This window comes from Ramlibacter sp. JJN2-2R, from assembly GCF_057747835.1.
Map to the genome: position 1 here is coordinate 360,301 of NZ_CM173226.1, position 21,382 is coordinate 381,682.

A 21,382-nucleotide genomic window follows, 5' to 3' on the forward strand; every position below is an offset into this window, starting at 1 on the left:
TCACCAGGAGGACTTTCACCATGACCAGCTTCGTCCATGTCGACCAACCCACCCAGCACCCCGGGGTGGCCCGCGCCGAGCGCGTCGTGTCGGCCGCGCGCGATTTCGTGACCCATTTCGACGGCGCCCGTGGCGCCGCCACCCTGCTGCTCGCCGCCATCGTGTCGGCGCTGCTCGTCGTTGCCAACCAGCTCGTCGACACCTGGACCGAGGGCCACCTGCTGGCCGCCTGGGTGGTGCTGTGGACCGTCGGCTTCGCCGCCCTCGGCCTGCTGGCCGCGCCGGCCCGCCGTGCCGTCCAGGGCCTGCGTGCCGGCTGGCAGCGCGCCGCCGCCGCCCGCCGCAGCGCCGCGGCCGACCGCCAGCTGTGGAATGCCGCGCTGAGCGACGCCCGCATCATGGCCGAGCTCAGCCGCGCCATGAGCCGCGACAGCCTGCGCGACGTTCGCGGCTACTACTGAGGCGCCGCCATGCTGGTGGCTGTCGCCCGACAAGCCTGGACGGTGCTGCTCGCGGTGCTGCCGCGCGGGGTGCTGGCCCGGCTGGACGCCTGGGCCCAGCGCCGGGCACTCGCCCGCGCCGAGCGGCGCCGGCGGCTGCTGCAGGCCGCCCGCTCGCGCAGCTGAGCCGGTCGCGCCGGACCAGGCCAACAAGCAAAAAGGCCGCCCTCGGGCGGCCTTTTCGCATGGCAACGCGGGAACGCGTCAGGCGCCCAGACGCCCCTCGATCCTGGCCTTGGTGTCCTTGAGCTCCTGCGGCAGGCGGTGCTCCAACTGCTGGAACAGCTCGTGGTGCAGCTCCAGCTCCTTCTCCCAGGCCGGCAGGTCGATGTGGATCACCTGCTGGAACTGCTCGGCCGTGAACGGCAGGCCTTCCCAGTTCAGCTCCTCGTAGGTCGGGCTGATGCCGAACGGGTGCACCTCGCCCGGCACGCGGCCTTCGATGCGGTCGATCATCCACTTGAGCACGCGCATGTTCTCGCCGTAGCCGGGCCAGACGAACTTGCCGTCCTCGCCCTTGCGGAACCAGTTGGTGGTGAAGATCTTCGGCAGCTTGGCGCCCGAGGCCTCCAGCTTGCGGCCCAGGTTGAGCCAGTGCTGGAAGTAGTCGCTCATGTTGTAGCCGGTGAAGGGCAGCATGGCGAACGGGTCGCGCCGCACCACGCCCTGCTGGCCGATGATGGCCGCGGTGGTCTCGGAGCCCATGGTCGCGGCCATGTAGACGCCTTCCACCCAGTCGTGGGCCTCGGTCACCAGCGGCACCGTGGTGGAGCGGCGACCGCCGAAGATGAAGGCGTCGATCGCCACGCCGGCCGGATCGTCCCAGGCCGGGTCGAGCGCCGGGTTGTTGGTCGCCGCCACGGTGAAGCGCGCGTTCGGGTGCGCGGCCTTGGCGCCGGTCTCCTTGCCGATCTGCGGCGTCCAGTCCTTGCCCTGCCAGTCGATGGCGTGCGCCGGCGGCTCGCCGTCCATGCCTTCCCACCACACGTCGCCGTCGTCGGTGAGCGCGACGTTGGTGAAGATCACGTCCGACTTCAGCGACTCCATGCAGTTCGGGTTGGTCTTGAAGTTGGTGCCCGGGGCCACGCCGAAGTAGCCCGCCTCGGGGTTGATCGCGCGCAGGCGGCCGTCCGCACCCGGCTTGATCCAGGCGATGTCGTCACCGATGGTGGTGACCTTCCAGCCCTCGAAGCCCTTGGGCGGGATCAGCATGGCGAAGTTGGTCTTGCCGCACGCCGACGGGAACGCCGCCGCGACGTGGTACTTCTTGCCCTGGGGCGAGGTCACGCCCAGGATCAGCATGTGCTCGGCCAGCCAGCCCTGGTCGCGGCCCATGGTGGAGGCGATGCGCAGCGCGAAGCACTTCTTGCCCAGCAGCGCGTTGCCGCCGTAGCCGGAGCCGTACGACCAGATCTCGCGCGTCTCGGGGTAGTGGACGATGTACTTGGTCTTGTTGCAGGGCCAGGCCGAATCCTGCTGGCCCGGCTGCAGCGGCGCGCCGACGGTGTGCACGCAGGGCACGAACTCGCCGTCCACGCCCAGCACGTCGTACACCGCCTTGCCCATGCGGGTCATGATGCGCATGTTCACGGCCACGTACGGGCTGTCGGACAGCTCCACGCCCACGTGGGCGATCGGCGAGCCCAGCGGGCCCATGGAGAACGGCACCACGTACATCGTGCGGCCCTTCATGCAGCCGTCGAACAGGGGCTGCAGCGTGGCGCGCATCTCGGCCGGGGCCATCCAGTTGTTGGTCGGGCCGGCGTCCTCCTTCTTCTGCGAGCAGATGAAGGTGCGGTCTTCCACGCGGGCGACGTCGCTTGGGTCGGACCAGGCCAGGAACGAGTTCGGGCGCTTGGCCGCATCGAGCTTCTTGAACGTGCCGGCGTCCACCAGTTGCTGGCACAGGCGGTCGTATTCCTCCTGGCTGCCGTCGCACCAGTAGACGGCCTGCGGCTTGCAAAGCGCCACCATGTCGGCCACCCAGGCGATCAGCCGGGCGTTGCGCACATAGGAGGGGGCATTGAGATTCAAGCCCTTCATGGCGGGAGAGTTCATCGGAAAAAGCTCCTCAAGGTCAAAAAACCGGGTCACAGAAAGGAGCGCTGGGGGAGGGGGCCGAGCACGCCTTTTTGAAACCGGGCTTTGGCTCAGTCGGCGGGTGGCGCTGACGGTTGGCGGCAGGATCGCTGCAGGGCCAGGTCACGCTTCGGGTCGGCTGGGAAGACGATTCTAAGAAGCGCGAACTGATCTGGGGTGGGGGCTCCTGTCGATTCCATGCAAAACCCGCATGAGGTTATGCGCGCCGCATGGCCGGGTTGCAGCCGGGGGCCGGACAGAGAAAAAGCCCGGTGGCGGCGGCCGACCGGGCTTGGGGCGGGACGGGCGAGGAGCCGCGTCAGGCCATGTAGATGGCGATGAAGGCCAGCAGGAACATCAGCACGCCGCCAACGATGGGCAGCACGATGGGAATGGCGTGCACGACGGCTTCCACCCCGTCCTGGGGCTCGGTTTCCTCGCCGTGGCTGTGGCGGACTTCGGTGCTCGACATGGGTTCCTCGTGACGCTGATCGAAGCGGCGATTTTAGCGGCTGGCGGCCGGGCTACAGCAGGGCATAGGTGGTGCTGGCCCGGCAGGCGCTCTTGCCGTCCACCGCGCCGCGGATGTCGATCTCGCCGAACGCCAGCGCCTTGCCGGCCCGCACGATGCGCGCCTGCACCAGCGCGTCCTGGCCGCTCAGGGGCCGCAGGAAGCTGCTGTTCATCTGCACCGTGGTGCACGGGCGGAACTCGCCGAACTGGTTGATCAGCGCCAGCACCATGGCCGTGTCGGCGGCGGCCATCATGGCCTGGCCGCACAGCATGCCGCCGCTGCGCGCGAGCTGCTCGTCCAGCGGCAGCCGCAGCGTGACGCTGTCGGCGTCGAATCCCTCGGCGCGCAGCCCCAGGGCCTGCACCCAGGGGGCGAAGTACTCGGGCAGGGCGGCTTGCAGTCGATCGAGCGTCATGCGCGAAATCATGCCACCGCGGCGGCCGCCGTCACTGCCGCTCGGCCTGGAAGCCGGCGCCGCGCAGCGCCTGCAGCACGGCCTCGATGTGGTCGGGCCCGCGAGTCTGGATCACCAGTTCGACGTCCACGTTCTGCGCCGCCAGCATGGTGAAGGCGCGCTGGTGATGCACCTCGTTCACGTTGGCGCCGGCGTCGGCCACCGTGGCCGTGATGCGCGCCAGCGAGCCGGGCACGTCGCGCGCGCTCACGCGGATGCGCGCCAGGCGCCCGGCGCGCACCATGCCGCGCTCGATGATGGCCGCCAGCAGCAGCGGGTCGATGTTGCCGCCCCCCAGCACCAGGCCCACCGTGCGGCCCGCAAAGCGGGCGGGCTCCTTCAGCATCGCGGCCAGGCCGGCCGCGCCGGCCCCCTCGACCAGCGTCTTCTCGATCTCCAGCAGCATCACGATCGCCTGCTCGATGTCGCTCTCGTCGACCAGCACGATGTCGTCCACCAGCCGCTCGATGATCGCGCGCGGCACGCGCCCGGGCGTGCCGACGGCGATGCCCTCGGCGATGGTGCTCACGCCCTGCGGCAGCTGCGCGTGCTTGATGGCGTTGTACATGTTCGGAAAGCGCAGCGTCTGCACCCCCACGATCTGGATCGACGGCTTGAGCGCCTTGGCCGCCACCGCCATGCCGGCGATCAGCCCGCCGCCGCCCACCGAGACGACCAGCGTGTCCAGCTCCGGCACATCGGCCAGCATCTCCAGCGCCGCCGTGCCCTGGCCGGCGACGATGGCCTCGTCGTCGTACGGGTGCACCAGCGTCAGCCCTTCGCGCTCGGCCAGCTGCATCGCGTGCACGCGCGCCTCCTCCAGCGTGTCGCCGTGCAGCACGACCTCGGCGCCGAAGCCGCGGGTGCGCTCGACCTTCACCCCGGGCGTGAAGCGGGGCATCACGATCACCGCCCGCATGCCCAGCCGCTGGGCGTGGTAGGCGACGCCCTGGGCGTGGTTGCCAGCGCTCATGGCGATGACGCCGCGCTCGCGCTCCTGCGGCGTGAGCTGGACCAGCTTGTTGCACGCCCCGCGCTCCTTGAAGCTGGCGGTGAACTGCAGGTTCTCGAACTTGAGGAACACCCGCGCGCCGGTCAGCTGCGACAGGGTGCGCGATTCGACGCATGGCGTGCGCAGCACCTGGCCCTCGAGTCGGGTGGCGGCGGCCTGGATGTCGGCGAGGGTGAGCATGGGCGCCATTGTCCCCGCGAATGCGGGATGGTCCGACAGCGCCGCGCTGCATCAGCCGCTTCCATGGGGCCGGAAGGCGCGTTATCGTGCGCACCACGTGCCACCGCGCACACCTGTCTTTTTCGGAGGCCACGCATGGTCAAACGATCCACCGACGCGCAACTGCTCCCCTCGCCCGGGCTGAAGGACGCGCCGGTGCTCGACCTGATGTGTTCGCATTTCGTGCTGACGCTGGCGGCCAAGCAGGGCGGCAAGTTCAATGTCCGGCGCGACCTGAACGGGCTGCTGACCCTGGCGGGGCGGCACCTCGTGTGGCCGGCGCCGGCGCTCGCGCGGCTGCGCGAGTTCCTGGGCCGCCGCTGCAAGGACAACGAGTTCTGGCGCGGGCACGAGCGGCTGTCGACCGCCGCCTTCCTGGAGCGCCACGGCGTGTGGCGCGGCCCCTACGAGGAGGGCACGCTCTTCTTCTACCTCGACGAGTACGCCAAGGACCAGCCCAAGGACCTGCTGTCGGTGCTCACCGTCACCGGCGAGTGGCTCACGCAGGCGCTCAAGAAGCAGTCCACGCTGGTGGAGAAGAACATCGACGCGCTGTCCGGCCTGCTGCAGCTGAACCAGGCCGAGCGCGCGCTGCTGCTGTACGGCACGCTGGCGCGCTACCAGCGTGACCTGCGCAGCATCCTGGTCGAATTCAAGGTCAACAACGCGCCGGAGGCCTATGCCGCCCTGGCGGAGATCGCCGGCGTCAACGCCGCCGACGTCGGCGAGGCGCTGCGCGCCGGCTCGCGCCTGGAGCGCATCGGGCTGGTGGAAAACCTGATCTCCGAGCACAACATCACCGACTTGGCGGACCTGATGAAGGTCAGCGAGAAACTGCCTCCGGTGCTGATGCGCGAGTACCGCGACCAGAACGAGCTGATGGCGGTGTTCACGCGCCCGTGCAGCAAGAGCGCGCTCGGGCTGGCCGACTTCGCCTTCGTGGCCGAGGACGCCCAGGTGCTGTGCGCGCTGCTGCGCAACGCGATCGAGCGCAAGGAGCCGGGCGTCAACGTGCTGCTGTACGGACCGCCCGGCACCGGCAAGACCGAGCTGGCCAAGGTGGTGGCGCAGGCCGCGGGGCTGGAGCTGTTCGAGGTCGAGTACGCCGACCGCGACGGCAACTCGCTGTCCGGGCGCGACCGCTACCGCTCGCTGCAGATCGCGCAGGTGTTCCTCAAGGGCAGCGCGCAGGCCGCGCTGCTGTTCGACGAGGTCGAGGACGTCTTTCCGCCGATCAGCACCGAGGCGGCGCAGCTCCTGGCCCGCGCCGAGCAGGTCGCGGCGCCGGCCAGCGGCAGCGTCAGCGGCAAGGCGTGGGTCAACCAGATCCTGGAGTCGAACCCGGTGCCCACGTTGTGGGTCACCAACCGCATCGAGCAGATCGACCCGGCGTTCCGGCGCCGCTTCGCCTACCACCTGGAGCTGAAGTCGCCGCCGCCCGGCGCGCGCGAGGGCCTGGTGCGCAAGACGCTCGAGGGCGTGCCGGTGTCCGACGCCTTCGTCGCCAAGCTGACCGAGCGCAAGGGCCTGACGCCGGCGCAGATCCGCACCGCGGTGCGCTTCGCCGCCCTGGCCAGCGGCGCGCAGGCCTCGGCCGAGGACCTGATCGAGCGCCAGTTGCGCAATGCCGACCAGGCGCTGGGCAACCGCTCGCAGGCCGCCGCCCGGCCCAGCGTCACCACCTACGACCTGGCGATGCTGAACGTCGAGAGCCGCTTCGAGGTGCCGCGCATCGTCCGCGCGCTGCAGGCGCGCGGGCACGGCACCCTGTGCTTCTACGGCGCGCCGGGCACCGGCAAGACGGCGCTGGCCGAGCACATCGCGCGCACGCTCGATCGGCCGCTGCTGATCAAGCAGGCGAGTGATCTGATGAGCAAGTTCGTCGGCGAGACCGAGCAGAACATGGCCGCGATGTTCCGCGAGGCCGAGGCCGAGCGGGCCGTCCTGCTGCTGGACGAGGCCGACAGCTTCCTGCAGGACCGCCGGGGGGCGCAGCGCACCTACGAGGTCACCGAGGTCAACGAGATGCTGCAGGGCATGGAGCGCTTTCCCGGCATCTTCATCTGCACCACCAACCTGCTCGATCGCATCGACCAGGCGGCGCTGCGCCGCTTCACGTTCAAGATCAGGTTCAAGCCGCTCACGCCGGCCCAGCGCGAGGCGATGTTCGTCACCGAGGCGCTCGGCGGCGACGCGGCGCGCCTCACGCCCGCCATCCAGGCGCGGCTGGCGCGCCTGGACCAGCTGTGCCCCGGCGACTTCGCCGCCGTCAAGCGGCAGGTCGAGATCCTGGCCGCCGCCGACGTCGGGCCCGAGGAGTTCCTCGAGCAACTCGAGGCCGAGCACCGCATCAAGCCCGAGGTGCGCGAGGCGCGGCCGATCGGGTTCACGGGGTAGCCGACTTCGCGTCATCCCGGCGCGCGCCGGACTCCGTGGCTGCGCCGTCTCATGGATTGCGGATCGAGTCCGCAATGACACCGTTTGCTGTCATTCCGGCGCAAGCCGGAATCCAGTTCGGTGCGTGAGAGACCCATCGGACTGGATTGCGGGTCCAGCCCGCAATGACAAGCAGGGCGCCAATTCAACCCGCCTCGGCCACCACCCGCAGCACTTCCTGCCCGTAGGCCTCGAGCTTGCGCGCGCCGATGCCGCTGATGCCTTCCAGGTCGCCGATCGACGATGGCGCCGCCGCGGCGATGGCGGCGAGCGTCGCATCGTGGAAGATCACGTACGCCGGCAGGTTGTGCGCGCGCGCGACTTCGCCGCGCCAGGCCTTGAGCGCCGCGAAGCGCGCCTGCCCGTCGGCCGTGAGGCCCGCCGCGGCCGCGGGCGCGGCAGCCGCGCGGCCGGTCGACCGCTTGCGCGAGGCGGGCTGCGAGATCGATTCGCGCAGCAGCACCTGCTGCTCGCCCTTGAGCACCGCGCGCGAGCCCTCGGTCAGGTACAGCGTGTTGAACGCCTCGGGATCGACCCCGACGGCGCCCGTGGCCACCAGCTGGCGCAGCACGCCGCGCAGCTGCTGCTCCGAGTACTCGGCGCCGACGCCGAAGGTGGAGATCTTCGCGTGCCCGTACTGGGCCATCTTGTCCGTCTGCTTGCCGCGCAGGATGTCCATCAGGTGGCCGGCGCCGAAGCCGATGCCGCTGGCCTGGCGCACGCGGTAGATGGTGGACAGCAGCTTGCGCGCCGCGTCCGTTCCGTCCCACACCCGCGGCGGCGACAGGCAGTTGTCGCAGTTGCCGCAAGGCTCGGACGGCTCGCCGAAGTACGCCAGCAGGCGCACGCGGCGGCAGTCGGTGGCCTCGGCCAGCGCCAGCAGGGCATCGAGCTTGCCGCGCATGACCTGCTTGAACTCGTCGCCGGCGGGGCTCTCGTCGATCATGCGCCGCTGGTTCACCACATCCTGCAGGCCGTACGCCATCCAGGCTTCGGCCGGCAGGCCGTCGCGGCCGGCGCGGCCGGTCTCCTGGTAGTAGCCCTCGATGTTCTTGGGCATGTCCAGGTGGGCGACGAAGCGCACGTCGGGCTTGTCGATGCCCATGCCGAAGGCGATGGTGGCGGCCATCACGATGCCGTCCTCGCGCAGGAAGCGGTCCTGGTTGCGCTGCCGCACGGCGGCGTCGAGCCCGGCGTGGTAGGGCAGCGCGTTCAGGCCCCGGTCGACCAGCATCTGCGCCGTGTCCTCCACGCGCTTGCGCGACTGGCAGTAGACGATGCCGGCCTCGCCCTCGTGCTCGTCCTGCACGAAGCGCAGCAGCTGCGCGGACGGGTCCTTCTTCTCGACGATGCGGTAGCGGATGTTCGGGCGGTCGAAGCTGCTGACGAACTGGCGCGCGTCCTGCAGCTGCAGGCGCTCGACGATGTCGGCGCGGGTGAGGGCATCGGCCGTGGCGGTCAGCGCGATGCGCGGCACGCGCGGATAGCGCTCGTGCAGCACCGCGAGCTGGCGGTACTCGGGCCGGAAGTCGTGTCCCCACTGGCTGACGCAATGGGCCTCGTCGATGGCGAACAGGGCGACCTGGCCGCGCTGGGCCAGGGCGTCCAGCTGCGCCAGGAAGCGCGGGGTCGTCACGCGCTCGGGCGCCGCGTACAGCAGCGTGATCTCGCCGCGCGCCAGCCGCTTCTCGACCATGGCGGCCTCCTCGTAGCTGAGCGAGGAGTTGAGGAACGCGGCCTCGACGCCGGCCTCGTGCAGCGCGCCGACCTGGTCGTGCATCAGCGCGATCAGCGGCGAGACGACCACGGTGACGCCGTGGCCGGCGCGCTGGCGGGCGATGGCGGGCACCTGGTAGCACAGCGACTTGCCGCCGCCGGTGGGCATGAGGACCAGCGCGTCGCCGCCGCCGATGACGTGGTCGACGATGTCGGCCTGCGGACCGCGGAAGCGCTCGTAGCCGAAGACGTCGTGGAGGATGGAGGTGGCGAAGGACAAGGGGCGCATTCTCCCCGCTGGGCCTGCCTCCAACGCGGACTTCCTACAATCGGCCGACCAACCGCGTCGATTTTTCCTCCTCCATGAAGCCGATCACTTACACCCGTGGCCAGCAGCTGCCCGCGCTGCTGGACCAGCACATCCTCATCCTGGATGGCGCGATGGGCACCATGATCCAGCGCTTCCGGCTGACCGAGGCGGACTACCGCGGCGAGCGCTTCAAGGACCACCCCAGGGACCTGAAGAACAACAGCGACCTGCTGGTGCTCACGCGGCCCGACGTCGTGCAGGACATCCACGAGGGCTACCTCGCCGCCGGCGCGGACATCATCGAGACCAACACCTTCGGCGCCAACGCCCTGGCGCAGGACGACTACGGGCTGGGCCACCTGGCGCGCGAGATGAACGTGGCGGCCGCCCGCATCGCGCGCCGCGCCGCCGACAAGTACGGCACGCCCGACAAGCCGCGATTCGTCGCCGGCGCGCTGGGCCCGACCCCGCGCACCGCCAGCATCAGCCCGGACGTCAACGACCCGGCGGCCCGCAATGTCGACTTCGAGCAGCTGCGCGCGGCCTACAAGGAGCAGGTCGAGGGCCTGCTCGAGGGCGGCGCCGACCTGCTGCTGGTCGAGACCATCTTCGACACGCTCAATGCCAAGGCGGCGCTGTTCGCCATCGACGAGGTGTTCGAGCAGACCGGCGAGCGGCTGCCCATCGTCATCAGCGGCACCGTCACCGATGCCTCGGGCCGCGTGCTCAGCGGCCAGACGGTCACGGCGTTCTGGTACAGCGTGCGGCACGCGCGGCCGCTGGCGGTGGGCCTGAACTGCGCGCTCGGCGCCGCCCTGATGCGCCCCTACATCCAGGAGCTGGCCAAGGCCGCGCCGGACACCTACATCAGCTGCTATCCCAACGCCGGCCTGCCCAACCCGATGAGCGAGACCGGCTTCGACGAGACGCCCGAGGTCACCTCGCGCCTGCTGCGCGAGTTCGCGGCCGAGGGCCTGGTGAACATCGTGGGCGGCTGCTGCGGCACCACGCCCGAGCACATCACGGCGATCGGCCAGGCCGTCTCGCCGCTGCCGGCGCGCACGCGCCAGCGCGAGTTCTTCTACAAGGAAGCCGCCTGAGCGGCGGCCGCGCTCACTGCGGCTGGAAGCCGCTCGCCTTGATGATCTTCGCCCAGGCCGCCGAGTAGGCGCGCTCGCGCGCGGCCAGCTGCTGCTGGGGCATGTAGCCCACCGACAGGCCCATGGCGGTGAGCCGCTCGCGCACGTCGGGCTGCGCGACCACCTTGGCCAGCGCGTCGCCGATGCGCTCGAGAGTCGCCTGCGGCGTGCCGGCCGGCGCGAACAGGCCGTAGTACGGCACGTCCTCGAACCCGGCCAGGCCCAGCTCGGTGAACGTCGGCGCGTCGGGCACGGCGCCCTGGCGCTCCTTGCCCATCACGGCGACCACGCGGATCTTGCCGGCCTTGTGGTTCTCGATGAAGTCGGGGATCGAGCCGATGCCGGCGCCGATCTGGTTGCCCAGCATGTCGGCCATCATCGGCGCGCTGCCGCGGTAGGGCGCCGCTTGCAGGTCCAGCCCCCACTTCTGCCCGATCACCTTGACCAGGAACTCCGGCACCGACGCCGGCGCGGGCACGCCGACGTTGCCCTTGCCGCCGTGCGCGCGCACCCACGCCACGTACTCGGCCATGCTGCGCGCCGGCGTGCCGCCCGAGACGGCCAGCGCATTGACGAAGGTGGCGAAGCCGGCCACCGGCACGAAGTCGCGCGCCGGATCGAACCCCGGGTTCCGGGTCACCAGCGGCAGGATCGAGACGGTGTGGTCGTGCGACAGGAACAGCGTGTGGCCATCGGGCGGCGCGGCCTTGAGCGCCTGCGCGGCGATCTGGCCGCCGGCGCCGGCGCGGTTGTCCACCACCACCGGCTGGCCCAGCTGGTCCTTGAGCTTCTCGGCCAGCGTGCGGGCGATGGCGTCGGTGCCGCCGCCGGGCGGAAAGCCCACCAGGATGCGGATCGGCGCCTGGCCGGCGGCGGTCTGCGCGGCCGCGGGCAGGACGGCACTGCCGAGGGCGAGGGCGGCGCCGAACGCAAGCAGCGCGCGGCGGTTGGGCTGGCGGAACATGGGCACTCCTGGGGCACGCAAAGGCGCGATTTTGCGTGCGGACCCTGAAGGTAAAATGACGCATCTCAAGGAGCGTTGCAGCGCCGGCCCCGCCCGGCGTCAGGCTTGAGATTTCCAACGGCGCTCACCTGTCTCGCGCGGCGATGGCCGCGGTTGTCGAACCAAGGTGAGCCCCATGCCCAATTTCCCCGCCGTCCCCCCGATGAAGCTTGCCGGCCTGGAGCCGGTCGCCATCGGCCCGGGCAGCCTGTTCGTCAACGTCGGCGAGCGCACCAACGTCACCGGCTCGAAGGCCTTCGCCCGCATGGTGCTGGCCGGCAAGTTCGAGGACGCCCTGGCGGTGGCCCGCCAGCAGGTGGAGAACGGCGCCCAGGTCATCGACGTCAACATGGACGAGGCCATGCTGGACAGCAAGGCCGCGATGGTGCGCTTCCTCAACCTGATTGCCAGCGAGCCGGACATCGCGCGCGTGCCGGTGATGGTGGACAGCTCCAAGTGGGAGGTGATCGAGGCCGGCCTGCGCTGCCTGCAGGGCAAGGGCATCGTCAACTCGATCTCGCTCAAGGAGGGCGAGGCCGAGTTCAAGCGCCAGGCCACGCTGGTCAGGCGCTACGGCGCCGCGGCGGTGGTGATGGCATTCGACGAAGCCGGCCAGGCCGACACCTTCGAGCGCAAGGTCCGCATCTGCGAGCGGGCCTACCGCATCCTGGTGGACGAGGTGGACTTCCCGCCCGAGGACATCATCTTCGACCCCAACATCTTCGCCATCGCGACGGGCATCGAGGAACACGACAACTACGCGGTGGACTTCATCAACGCCACCCGCTGGATCAAGCAGCACCTGCCGGGCGCCAAGGTGTCGGGCGGCGTGTCCAACGTCAGCTTCTCCTTTCGCGGCAACGACCCGGTGCGCGAGGCGATCCACACCGTGTTCCTGTACCACGCGATCCAGGCCGGCATGGACATGGGCATCGTCAACGCCGGCATGGTGGGCGTCTACGACGAGGTCGAACCCCAGCTGCGCGAGCGCGTCGAGGACGTGGTGCTGAACCGCCGCAAGGACGCGGCCGAGCGGCTGATCGAGATCGCCGAGCAGGCCAAGGGCGCCGCGCGCGACGACGGCAAGCGCAACGAATGGCGCCAGCTGGCGGTCGAGCAGCGGCTGGCGCACTCGCTGGTGCACGGCATCACCGACCACATCGTGGCCGACACCGAGGAGGCGTACCAGGCGGTGCTGGCGCGCGGCGGCCGGCCGCTGCACGTGATCGAAGGCCCGCTGATGGACGGCATGAACGTGGTGGGCGACCTGTTCGGCCAGGGCAAGATGTTCCTGCCGCAGGTGGTGAAGTCGGCGCGCGTGATGAAGCAGGCCGTGGCCCACCTGATCCCGTACATCGAGGAGGAAAAGCGCCGCCACGAGGCGGCGGGCCAGGACGTCAAGGCCAAGGGCAAGATCGTGATCGCCACGGTCAAGGGCGACGTGCACGACATCGGCAAGAACATCGTCACGGTCGTGCTCCAGTGCAACAACTTCGAGGTCGTGAACATGGGCGTGATGGTCCCGTGCCACGAGATCCTGGCCCGCGCGAAGGTCGAGGGCGCGGACATCGTCGGCCTGTCGGGGCTGATCACGCCGTCGCTGGAGGAGATGCAGTACGTCGCCGGCGAGATGCAGAAGGACGAGCACTTCCGGCTGCGCAAGATCCCCTTGCTGATCGGCGGGGCGACCACCAGCCGCGTGCACACGGCCGTCAAGATCGCGCCGCACTACGAGGGGCCGGTGGTGTACGTGCCGGACGCCTCGCGCAGCGTGGGCGTCGCCCAGAACCTGCTGTCCGAGCAGGCGGCCCGGTTCATCGCCGACGTCGAGGCCGACTACGCGAAGGTGCGCCAGCTGCACGCGAGCAAGAAGCAGGTGCCGCTGGTGCCGCTGGCGCAGGCGCGTGCCAACAAGTCGCCGGTCGACTGGTCCAGCTACGTGCCGCCGCAGCCCAAGTTCATCGGGCGCCGGGTGTTCAAGAACTTCGACCTGGCCGAGCTGGCCCGCCACATCGACTGGGGTCCGTTCTTCCAGACCTGGGACCTGGCCGGCCCGTTCCCCGCCATCCTGAAGGACGAGGTCGTGGGCGCCGAGGCGGTGCGGGTGTTCTCGGACGGCCAGCGCCTGCTCAAGCGGCTGGTCGAGGGCCGCTGGCTGACGGCCAATGCGGTGGTCGGCTTCTGGCCGGCCAACACGGTGCGCGACGACGACATCGAGCTGTACACCGACGCGTCGCGCCGGCAGGTGGCGATGACCTGGTACGGGGTGCGCCAGCAGACCGAAAAGCCCGTCGTCGACGGCGTGCGCCGCCCCAACCGCTGCCTGGCCGACTTCGTCGCGCCCAAGGGCGTGGCCGACGACTACATCGGCGTCTTCGCGGTCACCGCGGGCATCGGTTGCGAGGCCAAGGAGCAGTACTTCCTGAAGGACCACGACGACTACTCGGCCATCATGCTCAAGGCGCTGGCCGACCGCCTGGCGGAAGCCTTCGCCGAGTGCCTGCACGAGCGCGTGCGCAAGGACCTGTGGGGCTACGCGCCCGCGGAGCAGCTGTCGCTGGAGGACCAGATCGCCGAGAAGTACCAGGGCATCCGCCCGGCCCCCGGCTACCCGGCCTGCCCGGAGCACACCGTGAAGGCCGACATGTTCCGCCTGCTGCACGCCGAGGAGGCGGGCCTGGGGTTGACCGAGAGCCTGGCGATGACGCCGGCGGCCAGCGTCAGCGGCTTCTACCTCAGCCATCCGCAGAGCACGTACTTCAACGTCGGCCGCATCGGCGCCGACCAGCTGGACGACCTGGCCGCCCGGCGCGGCGCCGAGCGGGCCCAGCTCGAACGCGCGCTGGCGTCGAACCTGTGACAAACGCCACGGCGGGCTGGATGCCGGCGGTCGTCCTGCGGGGCGGCTCAGCCGTTGGACAGGGATCACAGGAGGATTCCCCATGAAGCAGTTCGTCATCGCCACCGTGCTCGCCGCTGCCGCGGCCGGCGTCGCCGCCCAGGGCAACTCGCCCGCCACCAAGGCGCTTTGCGGCACCTGCGCCGCGGTGCAGGACGTGCACAAGGAAAAGCGCAAGGGCCAAGGCGGCGCGGTGGGCGTCGTCGGCGGCGCCGTGGTGGGCGGGCTGCTGGGCAACCAGATCGGCGGCGGCAACGGCAAGACGCTCGCCACCGTGGCGGGCGCCGCGGCCGGCGGCTATGCGGGCAACGAGGTGCAGAAGCACGTGACCAGCAAGGACGTCTGGGTCACGCGCGTGCGGATGAAGGACGGCTCGGTGCGCACCTTCGAGCAGGAGGCGGCGCCCAGCTGGAAGGCCGGCAGCGTGGTCAAAGTGCAGGGCCACACGCTGAGCGCCCACTGAGGTCGCAGCGCTGGACGCACCAGGCCGCGTCCGGGGCGCGCCCGAGGAGCTCCCGAGGAGCGCCCGAGAGGGCGCGCAGCTCAGGCGGCCGCGGCCGAGAAGCGCGCCACCGCGACCCCGCGCTGCGCCAGCAGGCGCGGCCAGGCCTCGCTGCGCAGCACCTCGTATTCGACCGCGCGCGCCGGCGCGATCGGGTCGCCCTGCGGCGCATCGTCGCGCCGGCCCGGGTGGCACATCAACAGGTCGCCCTCCCGCGCGCGCGCCAGCCAGGCGTCCAGCAGCGCGGTGTAGCGCGCCGCGTCGCCGCTGAAGTCGTACACCCCCAGCAGGTGGTCCGTCATCCGCAGGCCCTGCGACCGCGCCTGCGCGCGCAGGCGTTCGCCGCCGAGCGCGGCGATCACCTTCGGCTTGGTGCCCGGCTCGCCGGCCGGCCGGCGCGTGCCGCGCAGCCACAGGCCCGAGGCGCCGCGGCGCGCCAGTTCGTCGAGCAACAGCTCGCGCACGCGCGGCAGCTGGTGCACGTGCTGGTGGCCGTCCACGTGGTCGGGCCGGCGGCCCAGCGCATCCTCGAAGGCGTCGAGCTGCGCGCGGATCTCCGCCGCCACGCGGCCGGCCGGCAGGGCGCCGAGGTACGCTCGGGCAATGAATCCGCCCAGCCCGCTGCGCAATCCGGCATCGAACGGCGCCTCGGTGAAGTCCAGGTGCAGGCCCACGTCGACGTTCCCCGGCGGGCGCAGCGCGGGCGCGGCCGCGCGCCAGTGCGGCGTGCCCACCATGCAGCTGACCGCGGAGACGCGGCCCGCCGCCGCCAGCTCCAGCACGGCGGCGTCCACCCCCGGCCGCAGGGCATAGTCGTCGATGCACACCACCAGCCGCCGTTGCCCGCTCACAGCATGAAGTCCCTGCGCCGCATCGCCACGTTCATCGCCGTCGGCGCCACCGCCGCCGCGGTCCATTTCGCCGTGGTCGTCGCGCTGGTCGAGACCGGCGTCGCGCCCCCCCTGGTGGCCAACGTGGGCGGCTGGCTGGTCGCCTTCCTGGTGTCGTTCGCCGGCCAGCACCGCCTGACGTTCGGCGACCGCGCGGCGCCTGCGCTGCAGGCGGCGCCCCGCTTCTTCCTCATCTCGGCCGCCGGGTTCGCCGCCAACGAGGCGGCGTACGCGCTGGCCCTGCGGTACTCGCCGCTGCGGTACGACGTCGCGCTCGCGGCCGTGCTGGTCGCGGTCGCGGTCATGACTTACCTGCTGAGCTCGCGCTGGGCATTCCGGCGCAGCGCGCCGCCACCGGCACCCAGTCGCTGACTTCCCACAGGGCGGTGCCGCCGCTGGTGGCCACCCGCCGCGCGCCGGCCAGCAGCGGATAGTTCGCCACGAGATCGGCGCCGCCCACCACCCAGCTGCGCGCGCCCGGGCAGTTGGCGCCCGCCAGCACCTGGGGCAGCAGCAGCGGCGAGGCCACGCCGGGGGCGAGGAACTCGCTCGCATCGAGCAGCTCGCGCCGCCAGTTGTCGGCCTCGGTCAGCTTGCGGTCGTCCCAGCGCTCGATCACCGGCACGGGCTGGCGCAGGCCGGCGTAGAAGGGCAGGTCGAAGTAGTAGGCGCGCACGAAGGCGACCGGACGCGCGGGATCCTGGGCGATGGTGCGCGCGATGGCGCGGGTGTGCTTCTGCGGCGCGAACAGCGTCCCCACCACCACGCCCACGCACAGCAGCGCCGCGAGGGCGGCGGTGGCCGTGGTGAGCCGCCGGCCGGAGGCGGCATCGACGTCCCGCCAGGCGGTCCAGCGCCGGGCGATCAGCAGCGCCAGCGGCGGCACGGCCGGCAGCACGTAGCCCACCAGCTTGGACGTGGGCAGCGAGAAGAAGCCCACGATCGCCACCAGCCACACCCAGGCCAGCAGGCGCAGCGCACGGTCCTCGGCCGGCGCCGCGGTGGCCCGGGGCGCGCGGCGCAGCAGCCACAGCGTCCACGGCAGCCCGAACAGCGCCAGCACGGCCGGGAAGAACCAGAACGGCTGGGCGTTGTTGAAGCCGTGCTGGGTGAAGCGGCTGAAGTGCTGGACGACGAAGAAGTAGTGCAGGAAGTCCGGGAAGCGCTGCTGCATCACCAGGAACCAGGGCGCGGCCAGCAGCGCGAACAGCAGCAGCCCGGGCCACCAGAACAGGCTCAGGATGCGCCGCGGCCGGCCGGCCAGCAGCAGCCAGGCGATCAGCACCAGGCCGGGCAGCACCGCGCCGATCAGGCCCTTGGCCAGCACGCCGAAGGCCGCCGCGGCGCTGCCGGCCAGCAGCCAGCGCCGCCGCGCCGGATCGTCCATCGGCAGCAGCGACGCGTGCGCGAAGGACAGGATGCAGGCGGTGATGCAGCCGGCCACCCCCATGTCCAGGTTGGCGTACTGCGCGCCGACGAACACCAGCGGCAGCGTGACCAGCACCAGCAGCCAGGCGCGGCCGACCGCTTCGCCGAACCAGCGCCGCCCGAACAGGTAGGCGCTCGCGGCCATCAGGCAGGCGCCCAGCCAGGGCGCGACGCGGCCGGCCCACTCGTGGTTGCCGGCGATCGACAGCGCGGCGGCGGTGATCCAGTAGAACAGCGCCGGCTTGTGGAAGTACGGCAGGCCGTCGAGCGTGGGCGTGAGCCATTCGCCCGAGCGCACCATCTCCCAGGCCACGCCGATGTAGCGGCCCTCGTCGGGCAGGGCGAGCGGGCGCAGCCAGGCCGTCACGGCCAGCCAGGCGAAGGCGAGCGCGAGCAGGGCGGCGGGCCGCCGGGGCAGGCGCGGCGTCATCGGCCGGGCGCCTTCAGGCCCTGGCCCTGGATGTCCTTGACCACGTAGAGCGGCCGGGCCTTGACCTCCTCGAAGATGCGGCCGATGTACTCGCCCACGATCCCCATCAGCACCATCTGGATGCCCAGCAGCAGGGCGACGCCGACGACGATGGTGGTCCAGCCGGACACGGGGTTGCCCCAGAGGAAGTAGGTCACGATGAGGAAGGCGCCGTAGAGCAGCGAGACCAGCGCGACCAGCATGCCGAACACGGTGGCCAGGCGCAGCGGCCAGGTGGTGAAGGCCGTCAGGCCGATGACCGACAGGTTGACCAGCCGGCGCAGGTTGAAGCTGCTGCGGCCGTGCATGCGCTCGTCGGGCACGTAGGGCAGCGGCACCGCATTGAAGCCGACCCAGGCATACAGGCCCTTCATGAACCGGTTGCGCTCGGGCAGCGACACCAGCGCGTCGACGACCGCGCGGTCCATCAGCCGGAAGTCGCCGCCGTCCGGAGGCACGTCGAAGCCCTCGAACGCGTTCAGCAGCCGGTAGAACAGGCGCGAGCCCCAGCGCTTGATCATGCCCTCGTCGTCGCGGTTGGCCCGCACGGCGTACACCACGTCGGCGCCCTGGCGCCAGTGCGCCAGCATCTCCTCCAGCAGGCTGGGCGGGTGCTGCAGGTCGGCGTCCATGCTGATGACGACCTGGCCGCTGGTCTGCTGCAGGCCGGCGGTGAGCGCGGCCTCCTTGCCGAAATTGCGCGACAGCTGCACGGCGCGAAACCCGGGCCGCGCCGACCACTTGCGCAGGACGGCGAAGGTGTCGTCGCGGCTGCCGTCGTCCACCAGGATCACCTCCCAGCGGTCGGCCAGCTTGCCCAGGCGCGCCAGCAGCAGCGGCAGCAGCGTCTCGAGGTTGCGCGCCTCGTTGTGGCACGGCACCACCAGCGACAGGCTCGGCCGCTCGGCGCGGGGCGCGGGGCCGGCCGCCAGCGCGGAGGGGGCCGCGCGCGGGGGCACCGCGGCCGGCTCCTCGCGCAGGCTGCCGGAGTCTCGCGGCTGCAAGGGCCGCTCCAGGAGCAGTTCGTCGTCGTTCACAGGCATGCCGGCCCTCGCGGGCCGCTTTCGTTCTGGGGGAGCGCGGTTCAGGCGGGCAGGGTAGCCCGGCCTCCGCGGGGGTGCGCAACAGACGGTAATTCTGCCTGCTCGTGGCGCGCCCGCCCATCCGTCGGAGCCCACCTACGCACGGGGCGGGGCGCCGCTGATGGACAGCGGGCACCCGCATGGCCGAGGCTGGGGCGCATGTTCCAAGCCTTGCGTGACGGCCCGTTCCGCGTCCTGCGTGACGCCGCGGCCCGCTGGCTGCGTCCGGTGCATCCCCTCTGGCGCGCCGCGCGCCTGTGGAGCGCGGCCGGCGGCATGCGCATGGCCGCGGCGGTCTCGTTCTACGGCATCCTCAGCCTGGCCCCGCTGCTACTGGTGATGGTGGCGCTGCTGGGCTGGTGGATGGACCGCCAGATGCTGCAGGACACGCTGGTGGCCCAGATCGGCGCCCTGGTGGGCGCGCAGGGCGCCGCGGTCGTGCAGCAGGCCCTGCAAAGCACGCGCGAGCCGGCGCAGGGCCTGCTGGCCACCATCGTCGGCTTCGGGGTGCTGGTCTTCGGCGCCACCGGCGTGTTCGGCGAACTGCAGGAGGCGTTCGCGCGCGTGTGGGCCGACGGCGGCGCGCCGCCCAGGCCGAGCTGGTGGCACTCGGCGTCGCTGCGGCTGCGCGGGGTCGCCTACATCCTGGCGTTCGGCTTCCTGCTGCTGGTGTCGCTGGTGATCTCCACGGTCCTGGCGGTGGCCTCGGGCTGGGCGGGCGACCACTTCGCGCTGGAGGCGGCGCTGCGCGTGCTCAACGAGGCGGTGTCGCTGGGCCTGTGCGGCGCCCTGTTCGTCGCGCTGATGCGGCTGAGCGGCGGCCACAAGCCGTGTCTGCGCTTCCTGGTGCTGGGCGGGGTGGTGGGCGCCGTGCTGTTCAGCATCGGGCGCCAGCTGGTGACGCTGTACCTGTCGCATGCCGCGGTCGTGTCGGCCTATGGCGCCGCCGGCTCGCTGGTGGTGCTGCTGGTGTGGATCTACTTCTCGTCGGGCGTGCTGCTGTTTTCCGCCGCCCTGGCCAAGGCAGCGCAGGAGGCGCGCGCCGAGCGGCAGGCGCGCCGCGCCGCGCGCGCGCAGCGCCCGGCCTCGTTCTGGCGCCACCGCCCGGCGCCCTGACCGCCGGCGCGCGGCAGGGCGTCAGGCCGCCGCACCGGGGCGCCGGTACTGCGCGGCTTCGGCGACGTGCGGCACGTCCACGTCGGACGCGCCCGCCAGGTCGGCGATGGTGCGCGCCACCTTGAGCACGCGGTGGGTGGCGCGCGCGCTCCATGCCAGCCGCCCCGCGGCACGCTGCAGGAACGCGGCGGCGCCGGCGCGAAGGCGCGCGTGCTCGTCGATCTCGGCGCCGTGCAGTGCGTGGTTGGCCTTGCCCTGGCGCGCGATGGCGCGCCCGCGCGCGGCCGCGCACCGGTCGCGCAGGACGGCGCTGGGCTCGCCGGTGGGCGCCTCGAGCAGCTCCTGCGGCGACAGGGCCGGCACCTCCACATGCAGGTCGATGCGGTCCAGCAGCGGCCCCGACAGCCGCGCCTGGTAGCGGGCCACCTGGTCGGGCGTGCAGCGACAGGGCCGCTGCGGCGCGCCGAGCCAGCCGCAGGGACAGGGGTTCATCGCCGCGAGGAACTGGAAGCGGGCCGGGAACTCCGCCCGCCGCGCCGCGCGGGCGATCGTGATGTGCCCGGTCTCCAGCGGCTCGCGCAGGGCCTCCAGCGCGTGGCGCGGGAACTCGGGCAGCTCGTCCAGGAACAGCACGCCGTGGTGGGCCAGCGAGATCTCGCCCGGGCGTGGCGGCGAGCCGCCGCCCACCAGTGCCACCGCACTGGCCGAGTGGTGCGGACTGCACGTGGGCCGCACGGCCCAGCGCGCGAGGTCGAACCGGCCCGCCAGGCTGGCCACCGCCGCGCTCTCCAGGGCCTCGTCGACGGTCATGGGCGGCAGCAGGCCCGTGAAGCGCTGCGCCAGCATCGACTTGCCGGCGCCGGGCGGGCCGACCAGCAGCACCGCATGGCCGCCGGCCGCCGCGATCTCCAGCGCGCGCTTGGCGCCGGCCTGGCCCTTGACCTCCAGCAGGTCGGCCGGCGCCGCCGCGGCCGGACGTGGGCAGGCATGGGCGCGGACCCAGCCGTCGCCCGCGGGCGCCGGCTCCTTCTGGGTCCGCGCGACGACGTCCATCAGGTGCCGGGCCCGCCACACCTGCGCGCCGGGCACGAGCGCGGCCTCCTCGGCGCTGCCGGGCGGCAGCACGAGCTGGGTGCCGCTGGCGCCCGCCTGCTGCGCCAGGCTCATGGCCAGGGCGCCGCGCACCGGCCGCAACTCGCCCGAGAGCGACAGCTCGCCGGCGAATTCGAAGCCCTCGAGCTGGCCGGCATCGACCTGGCCGCTGGCGGCCAGGATGCCCAGCGCGATCGGCAGGTCGAAGCGCCCCGAGTCCTTGGGCAGGTCTGCCGGCGCGAGATTGACGGTGATGCGCTTGTTGTGCGGGAACTCCAGCCCGCAGGTCAGCAGCGCCGAGCGCACCCGCTCGCGCGCCTCCTTGACCTCGGTCTCGGCCAGCCCGACGAGCGTGAAGCTGGGCAGGCCGTTGGCGAGGTGGACCTCGACGGTGACCTGCGGCGCCTCCAGGCCCAGCAGGGCGCGGCTTCGCACCAAAGAAAGGCTCATGGGCGGGGTCCTCCCTGCAACAGTGCGCGGCGCGATGGTGCGCACCCGGGCGGGCGGCGCTCGCACCTTGGC

General features: G+C 71.8%; 18 protein-coding genes and 1 riboswitch. Of the genes, 8 read left to right on the plus strand and 10 right to left on the minus strand.

Features of this window, described 5'->3' with window-relative positions; genetic code table 11:
- Positions 1 to 20: 20 nt before the first annotated feature.
- Positions 21 to 461 (plus strand): hypothetical protein, encoded by a 441-nt coding sequence (locus AC3ANR_RS01805; protein ID WP_488290169.1) that lies wholly within the window; start codon positions 21 to 23, stop codon positions 459 to 461.
- 9 nt (positions 462 to 470) lie between these two features.
- On the plus strand, positions 471 to 626 hold the full coding sequence (locus AC3ANR_RS01810; protein WP_488290170.1) for a hypothetical protein: 156 nt from the start codon (positions 471 to 473) through the stop codon (positions 624 to 626).
- A gap of 78 nt (positions 627 to 704) precedes the next feature.
- Here AC3ANR_RS01810 and AC3ANR_RS01815 read toward each other — a convergent pair whose 3' ends face one another.
- The 4 genes from AC3ANR_RS01815 to AC3ANR_RS01830 form a co-directional block, all read right to left on the minus strand.
- Positions 705 to 2,558 (minus strand): phosphoenolpyruvate carboxykinase (GTP), encoded by a 1,854-nt coding sequence (locus AC3ANR_RS01815; protein WP_488290171.1) that lies wholly within the window; start codon positions 2,556 to 2,558, stop codon positions 705 to 707.
- Between the two features lie 340 nt (positions 2,559 to 2,898).
- Entirely contained in the window at positions 2,899 to 3,051 is a 153-nt protein-coding gene (locus tag AC3ANR_RS01820) for a hypothetical protein (protein WP_488290172.1), read from the minus strand.
- 52 nt (positions 3,052 to 3,103) lie between these two features.
- Positions 3,104 to 3,508, minus strand: a complete 405-nt coding sequence (locus AC3ANR_RS01825) for a PaaI family thioesterase (RefSeq protein ID WP_488290173.1) — start codon at positions 3,506 to 3,508, stop codon at positions 3,104 to 3,106.
- 31 nt (positions 3,509 to 3,539) lie between these two features.
- On the minus strand, positions 3,540 to 4,739 hold the full coding sequence (locus AC3ANR_RS01830; RefSeq protein ID WP_488290174.1) for a threonine ammonia-lyase: 1,200 nt from the start codon (positions 4,737 to 4,739) through the stop codon (positions 3,540 to 3,542).
- 135 nt (positions 4,740 to 4,874) lie between these two features.
- On the opposite strand from AC3ANR_RS01830, the gene AC3ANR_RS01835 reads away from it, so the two are divergent.
- Complete coding sequence (locus AC3ANR_RS01835; protein ID WP_488290175.1) at positions 4,875 to 7,175, plus strand: ATP-binding protein; 2,301 nt, start codon at positions 4,875 to 4,877, stop codon at positions 7,173 to 7,175.
- Positions 7,176 to 7,359: 184 nt separating this feature from the next.
- Here the strand turns inward: AC3ANR_RS01835 and recQ are convergent, their stop codons facing one another.
- Positions 7,360 to 9,219, minus strand: a complete 1,860-nt coding sequence (gene recQ / locus AC3ANR_RS01840) for a DNA helicase RecQ (protein WP_488290176.1) — start codon at positions 9,217 to 9,219, stop codon at positions 7,360 to 7,362.
- A gap of 74 nt (positions 9,220 to 9,293) precedes the next feature.
- Between recQ and AC3ANR_RS01845 the strand changes: the two genes are divergently transcribed.
- Complete coding sequence (locus AC3ANR_RS01845) at positions 9,294 to 10,340, plus strand: homocysteine S-methyltransferase family protein (protein WP_488290177.1); 1,047 nt, start codon at positions 9,294 to 9,296, stop codon at positions 10,338 to 10,340.
- A 13-nt stretch (positions 10,341 to 10,353) separates the two neighbouring features.
- On the opposite strand, the gene AC3ANR_RS01850 is transcribed toward AC3ANR_RS01845, so the two are convergent.
- The gene (locus AC3ANR_RS01850; RefSeq protein ID WP_488290178.1) at positions 10,354 to 11,343 is read right to left on the minus strand and encodes a Bug family tripartite tricarboxylate transporter substrate binding protein; all 990 of its coding nucleotides are present in this window, start codon (positions 11,341 to 11,343) and stop codon (positions 10,354 to 10,356) included.
- Between the two features lie 61 nt (positions 11,344 to 11,404).
- A riboswitch (S-adenosyl-L-homocysteine riboswitch) is annotated at positions 11,405 to 11,476 on the plus strand.
- Positions 11,477 to 11,518: 42 nt separating this feature from the next.
- Here AC3ANR_RS01850 and metH point away from each other — a divergent pair.
- Positions 11,519 to 14,242 (plus strand): methionine synthase, encoded by a 2,724-nt coding sequence (metH, locus tag AC3ANR_RS01855; protein ID WP_488290179.1) that lies wholly within the window; start codon positions 11,519 to 11,521, stop codon positions 14,240 to 14,242.
- Between the two features lie 82 nt (positions 14,243 to 14,324).
- Positions 14,325 to 14,744: a glycine zipper 2TM domain-containing protein gene (locus AC3ANR_RS01860; protein WP_488290180.1), complete on the plus strand. Its 420-nt coding sequence runs from the start codon at positions 14,325 to 14,327 to the stop codon at positions 14,742 to 14,744.
- Between the two features lie 80 nt (positions 14,745 to 14,824).
- Here AC3ANR_RS01860 and AC3ANR_RS01865 read toward each other — a convergent pair whose 3' ends face one another.
- Positions 14,825 to 15,634 carry a ChbG/HpnK family deacetylase gene (locus tag AC3ANR_RS01865; protein WP_488290181.1) on the minus strand — a complete coding sequence of 270 codons (810 nt, stop codon included), beginning with the start codon at positions 15,632 to 15,634 and terminating at the stop codon, positions 14,825 to 14,827.
- 3 nt (positions 15,635 to 15,637) lie between these two features.
- On the opposite strand from AC3ANR_RS01865, the gene AC3ANR_RS01870 reads away from it, so the two are divergent.
- Entirely contained in the window at positions 15,638 to 16,045 is a 408-nt protein-coding gene (locus tag AC3ANR_RS01870) for a GtrA family protein (protein WP_488290182.1), read from the plus strand.
- Here AC3ANR_RS01870 and AC3ANR_RS01875 read toward each other — a convergent pair.
- Together AC3ANR_RS01875 and AC3ANR_RS01880 are read right to left on the minus strand one after the other, a co-directional pair.
- Positions 15,975 to 17,531, minus strand: a complete 1,557-nt coding sequence (locus AC3ANR_RS01875) for an ArnT family glycosyltransferase (RefSeq protein ID WP_488290183.1) — start codon at positions 17,529 to 17,531, stop codon at positions 15,975 to 15,977. The two genes, AC3ANR_RS01870 and AC3ANR_RS01875, sit on opposite strands and share 71 nt — an antisense overlap.
- The gene (locus AC3ANR_RS01880) at positions 17,528 to 18,613 is read right to left on the minus strand and encodes a glycosyltransferase family 2 protein (protein ID WP_488290184.1); all 1,086 of its coding nucleotides are present in this window, start codon (positions 18,611 to 18,613) and stop codon (positions 17,528 to 17,530) included. The genes AC3ANR_RS01875 and AC3ANR_RS01880 overlap by 4 nt, the downstream gene beginning before the upstream one ends.
- A 198-nt stretch (positions 18,614 to 18,811) precedes the next feature.
- Between AC3ANR_RS01880 and AC3ANR_RS01885 the strand changes: the two genes are divergently transcribed.
- Positions 18,812 to 19,768: a YihY/virulence factor BrkB family protein gene (locus AC3ANR_RS01885; protein ID WP_488290185.1), complete on the plus strand. Its 957-nt coding sequence runs from the start codon at positions 18,812 to 18,814 to the stop codon at positions 19,766 to 19,768.
- A gap of 21 nt (positions 19,769 to 19,789) precedes the next feature.
- Here the strand turns inward: AC3ANR_RS01885 and AC3ANR_RS01890 are convergent, their stop codons facing one another.
- Positions 19,790 to 21,310, minus strand: coding sequence for a YifB family Mg chelatase-like AAA ATPase (locus AC3ANR_RS01890; RefSeq protein ID WP_488290186.1), 1,521 nt, complete (start codon positions 21,308 to 21,310; stop codon positions 19,790 to 19,792).
- Between the last annotated feature and the right edge of the window lie 72 nt (positions 21,311 to 21,382).

Bases quoted from the DNA above. Each gene is read 5' to 3' on its own strand.
- recQ (WP_488290176.1), bottom strand. From the start codon at position 9,219: ATGCGCCCCTTGTCCTTCGCCACCTCCATCCTCCACGACGTCTTCGGC.
- AC3ANR_RS01835 (WP_488290175.1), top strand. From the start codon at position 4,875: ATGGTCAAACGATCCACCGACGCGCAACTGCTCCCCTCGCCCGGGCTG.
- AC3ANR_RS01810 (WP_488290170.1), top strand. From the start codon at position 471: ATGCTGGTGGCTGTCGCCCGACAAGCCTGGACGGTGCTGCTCGCGGTG.
- AC3ANR_RS01850 (WP_488290178.1), bottom strand. From the start codon at position 11,343: ATGTTCCGCCAGCCCAACCGCCGCGCGCTGCTTGCGTTCGGCGCCGCC.
- AC3ANR_RS01805 (WP_488290169.1), top strand. From the start codon at position 21: ATGACCAGCTTCGTCCATGTCGACCAACCCACCCAGCACCCCGGGGTG.
- AC3ANR_RS01875 (WP_488290183.1), bottom strand. From the start codon at position 17,531: ATGACGCCGCGCCTGCCCCGGCGGCCCGCCGCCCTGCTCGCGCTCGCC.
- AC3ANR_RS01830 (WP_488290174.1), bottom strand. From the start codon at position 4,739: ATGCTCACCCTCGCCGACATCCAGGCCGCCGCCACCCGACTCGAGGGC.
- AC3ANR_RS01820 (WP_488290172.1), bottom strand. From the start codon at position 3,051: ATGTCGAGCACCGAAGTCCGCCACAGCCACGGCGAGGAAACCGAGCCC.
- AC3ANR_RS01890 (WP_488290186.1), bottom strand. From the start codon at position 21,310: ATGAGCCTTTCTTTGGTGCGAAGCCGCGCCCTGCTGGGCCTGGAGGCG.
- AC3ANR_RS01825 (WP_488290173.1), bottom strand. From the start codon at position 3,508: ATGACGCTCGATCGACTGCAAGCCGCCCTGCCCGAGTACTTCGCCCCC.
- AC3ANR_RS01870 (WP_488290182.1), top strand. From the start codon at position 15,638: ATGAAGTCCCTGCGCCGCATCGCCACGTTCATCGCCGTCGGCGCCACC.
- AC3ANR_RS01845 (WP_488290177.1), top strand. From the start codon at position 9,294: ATGAAGCCGATCACTTACACCCGTGGCCAGCAGCTGCCCGCGCTGCTG.
- AC3ANR_RS01815 (WP_488290171.1), bottom strand. From the start codon at position 2,558: ATGAACTCTCCCGCCATGAAGGGCTTGAATCTCAATGCCCCCTCCTAT.
- AC3ANR_RS01860 (WP_488290180.1), top strand. From the start codon at position 14,325: ATGAAGCAGTTCGTCATCGCCACCGTGCTCGCCGCTGCCGCGGCCGGC.
- AC3ANR_RS01885 (WP_488290185.1), top strand. From the start codon at position 18,812: ATGTTCCAAGCCTTGCGTGACGGCCCGTTCCGCGTCCTGCGTGACGCC.
- metH (WP_488290179.1), top strand. From the start codon at position 11,519: ATGCCCAATTTCCCCGCCGTCCCCCCGATGAAGCTTGCCGGCCTGGAG.
- AC3ANR_RS01880 (WP_488290184.1), bottom strand. From the start codon at position 18,613: ATGCCTGTGAACGACGACGAACTGCTCCTGGAGCGGCCCTTGCAGCCG.